This is a genomic window from Oleiphilus sp. HI0061 (assembly GCF_001635675.1).
The window spans coordinates 1-3,736 of record NZ_LWFE01001402.1; the positions used below are offsets into that span (position 1 = coordinate 1).

Consider the following 3,736-nt stretch of genomic DNA (forward strand, 5'->3'; position numbering starts at 1 on the left):
TAAGACCAAGCATTAAGCGCCTTTAGTGTTTCGATTTGAAACGACTCGGATAGAAGCATATCCATGCCCTTTAAGTTGATCACNCAAGCCCACTCTCGGGTAAAATAGCGGTGAACCAAACGTTTATAACTAGCGACATAGTCTAAGGTATTCCCCTCATTCCATGTTCCAAGCATATCGATCGTCAAGATATCGTGCTTTGCATCGATCACAAAATTGGTTGTCTCTATGCGGCTCCCGCCTTCAACGCTAGAATTCGGGGATGAAGTATATGTAGACATGGCCTTTCTCAACATTCAATTACAATTCACACAGTACTTAACAAAAGTGTATGTCATCACAGCAATATAGCGAGTTTTACCAACAAAAAAACATAAATAAATTTAAATCAGGCATAAAAGCCATACTTTTAGAAGTACTTCACTAACTCCAGCTCTAAATAGTCTTCATCTCTTAGACCGTAAGTTTTCAATTGGTCGTCACTTTCGGCACCGTGAAACACGCGCGCTTCAATATTCAACTTAAGATCGCTCGCCAGTCGCTTGTTCGCCTCGAATGAAAACATCAATTCCTCAGTACGTGGATCAAAAATGACGCCCGTTAGGATTTCAGAGGAGTCTTCATCATTAAAGGCATAACGCCAACCGGCAAAAATATCTCGTTCAAAAGCGTGAGTTGCGTGCTCTTTACGGTCATCAAACATATATTCCAACACCCACCCCAGATCAGCAGAGCTTTCGAAAATACCCACTTGGGTATATTCAAAGCCAAATACTGCGGCGCTATATCGACCTTTTCTACCAAGAGCATCACCAAAGCCGGAATTGGTGATACCTTCAAACTTTAATAGCCAAGAGTCATAAATATATTGAAGTTCAATACCAGTCTGATCGATAAGATGATAATGAGGAACTAACTCAGAAAACGTAGCATTCGGGCGGAAACTGGCTTCACGACTCGTGCCGGAAAAATGAGATAAAGCAAACTCTAATTCACCGACATAATGTGAATAACGGACAGCAAAGTCACTATGCCATTCTTGTGCACCCGATGCATAGCTTGCTTCATCATTACTTACCGGCAAAGGGCTTGCAGATAAGCGACCATCTTCGCCAACGAAGGTTCTTTCGCGAAAGTACGGTAACCAGAAAAGGTCAATCGTTCCCCAGTCTCGCTCTAATGAAAACTTAAGCATCGCCTGACCGAGCTTGTCTTCGCCATCGGGGTTTTCAACACTGTCGCTTTGATTAACGATATCAACGAGATGCATAGATTCTGTGACACCCCAAAACACCTTACCGACACCCGCTTGCAACTCCCAGGAATCGCCATAGTAGGTCCAGAGCGCTTCGCGTAAGTCAAAATGAGTGCGCTCATCATCCTCAAAGTCGTAACGACCAAACACCTTGGCAACAAAGTCTCCTTGCCCTAATGATGTATCGAATTCTATCTGCCCGCTTAGGGAGCTTTGAAATTGACTCTGATCGGCAAGCCCCTCTTCCACAAAGGTACGCGCTTGAAAACCTAACTCACCTTCAACACTCGCGAGGGCATTGCCACTACTAAGCATTAAAGCACTCGTAAGAAGCAAAGTAGAAGTTTTGTGGAAGATGGTATTTATTTTATTTGTCGATAGATTCAAGTTTTCGCCCGCCTTTTACTGTGCAATTTCGCTACATCATGCATGGGTAAAAAATGGCTTTCAATAAAATATATGGAAAAGTTCTTTCCAAAACATTTACAAAATACATTTTACTGTATACATTTACAGGTACTGGTTATTCACACAGATAAACATTAACTCAACCTAACGGACTACACGGCATGCTAAAGCTCACCAAGAGACAAAGCGAAGTATTGCAACTCATCAAACAAAATATTGATGAAACAGGTTACCCACCTACTCGTGCGGAAATAGCTTTGGCACTTGGCTTTCGCTCTGCCAATGCAGCAGAAGACCATATTAAGGCACTAGCCAAGAAAGGCGCGATTGAGATTGTCCCCGGAGCCAGCCGTGGCATCCGCTTACCGCAAAGCGATATTCCCGAGGGTTTACCGATTGTTGGTCAAGTCGCTGCTGGTAACCCGATTTTAGGTGAGGAAAATATCGAAGACTACTGCACACTTGCGCCAGAGTTTTTCTCTCCTTCTGCTGACTACTTATTACGCGTAAGAGGTGAAAGCATGAAGGATATCGGCATACTCGACGGAGATTTGCTTGCAGTCCATAAAACCGAAACAGCTCGAAATGGGCAAATAGTCGTTGCCAGAGTGGGCGAAGAAGTAACGGTTAAACGTCTCAATAAAAACAAACACATCGTTGAGCTTATTGCCGAGAATGAAGAGTTTGATCCCATCGTGATCGACCTGAGAGAACAAGATGTAGTAATTGAAGGTCTGGGCGTAGGCGTTATCCGTAAGGAGGGTATCCAATGAAGCAGCTATCTATTTATGAGTCAGACTATCTTGACGACCTAAATACTATTAACCAATTTGGCCAAAGCCCGGTACAGCTAACTTACCCTGCTCAACCTTTAAGTTCTTCAACTTCTGGCGCCTCTCTAAGCAACGAGCAGACTGAGCATGTCGCAGCAAATGTCACGGAAATTATCATCGCTAAAGATAAGGCTGACTGCATTCAAATGGTTCTTCCTATGCTGAGCCAGTTAAATCAGGAACAACGCTGGCTTGCCTGGATTGACCCGCCTATTCAACTGCTCAAAAAGTGGCAAGAACAACACCAGGGGCTTGCAATGGAAGAAATTATGATTCTTCGCTCATCTGAATCTATATCGGCGATAGAATTAAGCAAACGCGCGCTTGAAGCAGGCACCTGCCACGCAGTAATTGCCTGGACAAACTCCCTATCAAATGAAGAGTTTGACTCGCTTGAGGGGGCGTCTGCAAAAGGAAATAGCCATGGAATAGTACTACGTTCCAGATAATCACCTTTGTACGCAACATATAAAGTTTTCTACTCGTTTTCTGTTAGTCGCTAGCCCTCGCACTTAGTGACCACTATTAAAGTTTCAAGGATCGAAACTTATTTTTCTCAAGCCAATACTATAAGACCTATAAGAAGATTTTCCGTCACAGCAATTATCCCATTATTAAGCCATTAGCATTATTACTTTTCCATATTTAGAAAAGTTATTCTTAGCTTCAAATATCTTTATTCATTGTATTCACACTGTTCAAAGCGTAGTATTCTAAATTCATGACCGCCGGTCACAACCTTTAAGTATAGTTATCATGCTCGCTACAGGCATTCTGCGGCAATAGAAACATTAGGTAGGTTACGCTATGATTGAACGCATAAGCCATTTTCTTGTTAAGTTTCGCTTACTGGTGGTATTCGCCTCATTGCTTGTGGTATTTCTTGCCGCCACAGGTTTACCGCAAACAAAATTTAGCTCCGACTACCGGATTTATTTTAGTGATGATAATCCCCACCTAAAAGCCTTCGAAGATTTACAGGCAACCTTTACAAAAAGTGACAACGTCATGTTTGTCCTCGCCCCCCAAGATGGCCATATATTTACTCGAGAGACTTTAAGCATCATTGAAGAGCTTACCGAAATGTCTTGGCAACTTCCCTACTCAATACGCGTGGACTCTATTACCAATTACCAACACACTATTGCAGAAGACGATGACCTTTTGGTAGACAACCTGGTTACAGATGCAAGCAATTTATCGAGCAGTGAAATTGCGTACGCAAAGAGTGTCGCACTCA

3 protein-coding genes and 1 pseudogene are annotated in these 3,736 nt (G+C 42.8%); 3 read left to right on the forward strand and 1 reads right to left on the reverse strand.

Features of this window, described 5'->3' with window-relative positions:
* Positions 1–409: 409 nt before the first annotated feature.
* Positions 410–1,570 carry a hypothetical protein gene (locus tag A3735_RS22125; RefSeq protein ID WP_068515808.1) on the reverse strand — a complete coding sequence of 387 codons (1,161 nt, stop codon included), beginning with the start codon at positions 1,568–1,570 and terminating at the stop codon, positions 410–412.
* 254 nt (positions 1,571–1,824) lie between these two features.
* Between A3735_RS22125 and lexA the strand changes: the two genes are divergently transcribed.
* The 3 genes and pseudogenes from lexA to A3735_RS22140 form a co-directional block, all read left to right on the forward strand.
* Complete coding sequence (gene lexA, locus A3735_RS22130) at positions 1,825–2,436, forward strand: transcriptional repressor LexA (RefSeq protein WP_068511122.1); 612 nt, start codon at positions 1,825–1,827, stop codon at positions 2,434–2,436.
* Complete coding sequence (locus A3735_RS22135; RefSeq protein ID WP_068511125.1) at positions 2,433–2,945, forward strand: cell division inhibitor SulA; 513 nt, start codon at positions 2,433–2,435, stop codon at positions 2,943–2,945. The genes lexA and A3735_RS22135 overlap by 4 nt, the downstream gene beginning before the upstream one ends.
* A 358-nt stretch (positions 2,946–3,303) precedes the next feature.
* Positions 3,304–3,736, forward strand: a pseudogene (locus tag A3735_RS22140) (RND family transporter); the annotation flags it as partial.

What these genes read in the sequence shown, in the direction of transcription:
- A3735_RS22125 (WP_068515808.1), bottom strand. Translation starts at nt 1,570, where the DNA reads ATGCTTAGTAGTGGCAATGCCCTCGCGAGTGTTGAAGGTGAGTTAGGT.
- lexA (WP_068511122.1), top strand. Translation starts at nt 1,825, where the DNA reads ATGCTAAAGCTCACCAAGAGACAAAGCGAAGTATTGCAACTCATCAAA.
- A3735_RS22135 (WP_068511125.1), top strand. Translation starts at nt 2,433, where the DNA reads ATGAAGCAGCTATCTATTTATGAGTCAGACTATCTTGACGACCTAAAT.